General features: G+C 35.1%; 3 protein-coding genes. 2 read left to right on the top strand and 1 reads right to left on the bottom strand.

From position 1 onward, the window contains the following. Position 1: 1 nt before the first annotated feature. Complete coding sequence (locus tag BKH45_RS08625) at positions 2-721, bottom strand: DUF3943 domain-containing protein (protein WP_095275072.1); 720 nt, start codon at positions 719-721, stop codon at positions 2-4. Between the two features lie 417 nt (positions 722-1138). On the opposite strand from BKH45_RS08625, the gene BKH45_RS08620 reads away from it, so the two are divergent. After that, positions 1139-1663 carry a YhcH/YjgK/YiaL family protein gene (locus BKH45_RS08620; protein ID WP_095275071.1) on the top strand — a complete coding sequence of 175 codons (525 nt, stop codon included), beginning with the start codon at positions 1139-1141 and terminating at the stop codon, positions 1661-1663. Between the two features lie 44 nt (positions 1664-1707). Then, entirely contained in the window at positions 1708-2205 is a 498-nt protein-coding gene (locus BKH45_RS08615; RefSeq protein ID WP_095275070.1) for a DUF2147 domain-containing protein, read from the top strand. Positions 2206-2237 lie beyond the last annotated feature (32 nt).

Here is a 2237-nt window from a genome sequence, read left to right as displayed (position 1 = left end):
CTCAAAACTTATACCCAAACCCTAATCCCAAAGGGGAAGCATAAGCATAAAATTCATTTTTATTCTTAATCCCAAAGTATCCCCCTAACCCTAAATCCCTAATCACAAAACCTATAGGATCCATCAAAGCAACCAGAGTATAGCCCAAAATTCTTGAACCCATGAATTTCCCTTGATGGGATTGAATATAGCGTGTGAGTTGGTAAAAAACTTCTCCAAAAACAGAACCCATTGCAGGGGTATAAATCAAATCTTGCCAACTGGGGATCTCTACAAAAGCCTCAATCCCATATTCCCAAAAAAATGCTGAAGTTACAAAAGAAAACAATACGGATTCTGCCCAACTATACCCTGCCATACGAGGTTGCATATAATATACAGCTCCAAAATAAGGATGGGCTACTCCATTGAGCCAAAAGTTATCATCATCTACGGCAGGAGCAATCGCTACATCTGCCAACCAACTTCTAAAACCAAATCTGTCTCTATCCCAATTCGTAACACTCTCAGGCATCAAATACAATCCTGTTACTCCAATGATTAAGCCCACTCCCAATATCCCTGCGCTTGTGCCAAGATACTTTGCTTTGCTGTCAGGGATATAATAATCAGGATTATTGGAGGGAGGATTTGAGGAAGGGAATTGCCAATGATAAAAGGGGCGGTTTTTGAGTGTATCTTCTAATGAATTTCCCAATAAATTCACGAACAAACAAATCATTATACACAAAACTCTACCTGCATACATACTCTTTTTATTTCTCCAATAAGCCAAATCTTCCTAAAATTACCGCATTATTTTATCTCATTACTCTAAATGCTTGCATAGACAACTATTTAAAATTTAGAGATAAAATACCCTTTTAAAATATCATTTGAGATCCAATACAAACCGGATTCAATCAAAAATTGGGAATTTAAAAATGGAAACTTTGATCTTTAAGAGTCCGTCAATGAGTTTTTGTGTTTTTGATTGAATAGAAAAGTTTTGGGTCGGATTTCTTATTTCATGGTTTGAAAATTCAAATCCAATCAATCAAGGATGGCTTCATCAGAATATATCTTATGTTTGAGAGTAGAATTTGTGATTTTGGATTTTAGGATTTATTCTGTTAGCAGATTATTATGGAGGACAAAAATGGCAATCATTGGAAAGTTTGATGCGCTCAAACATTTATTTGAAAAAACTGAAGAATTAGAAATCTTATGTATTTATCTCAACCATGCCCAAAAACCCCATCACCCCATCCATGACAGGATCCTTCATACCCCCTTGCAAACAGAAAATAAAATACCCTTGGAAGCAGGTATGTGGGCTATAGAACAGAGTTATATGTTAAAACAATCTTCTGAAGCTTTTTATGAAACCCATCAAGAATATATTGATTTTCAATTAGCAGTCAAAGGAATAGAATATTTTGAACTCGGGGATGTGAGTGATTTTGATATCCAATGCCCTTATGATCAAACAAAAGATTTGATTGTTTATCAAAAATCCCTCAAAACTTCCAAAATCAGACTCCATGAGGGGATGTTGGCTATCTTCTTTGAATCTGATGTGCATGCCGGAGGACTCCAAGGAGAAGATACTCAAGACACTCAAAACATTGTTTTTAAAACAGTAGTCAAAGTCCCCAAAAAACTCATCAAATTAAAACTTTAACAACTGAAGTTTGATAAAAAATTTAATTGCATGAAATTAGTTTTATGAAGAAAATTCTCTTGATGGTTTTGTTGTTTGATTGGGGGTTTCCCCATTCATTGTGTGGGGTTTATCAATCTGAGCCCTTTTTGTATTTCAAAGGGGCATATATAGGATTTTTTAAAAAAGGGGATAAATATTATGCTTATGGGATTGCCAATACAGACGGCTCTCCCCCGCAACCGGATTCTCACAATCCCAATCCGAACCTAAGAACTCGCCAAGATAAAGGAGTGGTATTTTTATATGATCTTATCCAAACCTCTCCAAATACTTATAAATATGGTAAGGCTTATAACTTTTATAATGGCAAAACTTATTATATCCGTATCCATCAAAGAGAAAATGGGGATTTGGATTTTTTCTCCGGTATTGATCCATCCGGCTTTATTGGCAAAACCTTTTTATGGAAACATGTCTCTGAAGAAGAATTACGCAACAAACATATCTTTAAACCCAACATGGAAGATATTCTAAAAACACTTTCTGAAATTGAGGAATAAAGAGAGAATATTTCAAAGATTACTCAGAAGTT

The organism is Helicobacter sp. 11S03491-1 (assembly GCF_002272835.1).
Taxonomy (GTDB): domain Bacteria; phylum Campylobacterota; class Campylobacteria; order Campylobacterales; family Helicobacteraceae; genus Helicobacter_J.
This window is presented reverse-complemented; position numbering and strand designations above follow the sequence as displayed.

Bases quoted from the DNA above. Each gene is read 5' to 3' on its own strand.
- BKH45_RS08615 (WP_095275070.1), top strand. From the start codon at position 1,708: ATGAAGAAAATTCTCTTGATGGTTTTGTTGTTTGATTGGGGGTTTCCC.
- BKH45_RS08625 (WP_095275072.1), bottom strand. From the start codon at position 721: ATGATTTGTTTGTTCGTGAATTTATTGGGAAATTCATTAGAAGATACA.
- BKH45_RS08620 (WP_095275071.1), top strand. From the start codon at position 1,139: ATGGCAATCATTGGAAAGTTTGATGCGCTCAAACATTTATTTGAAAAA.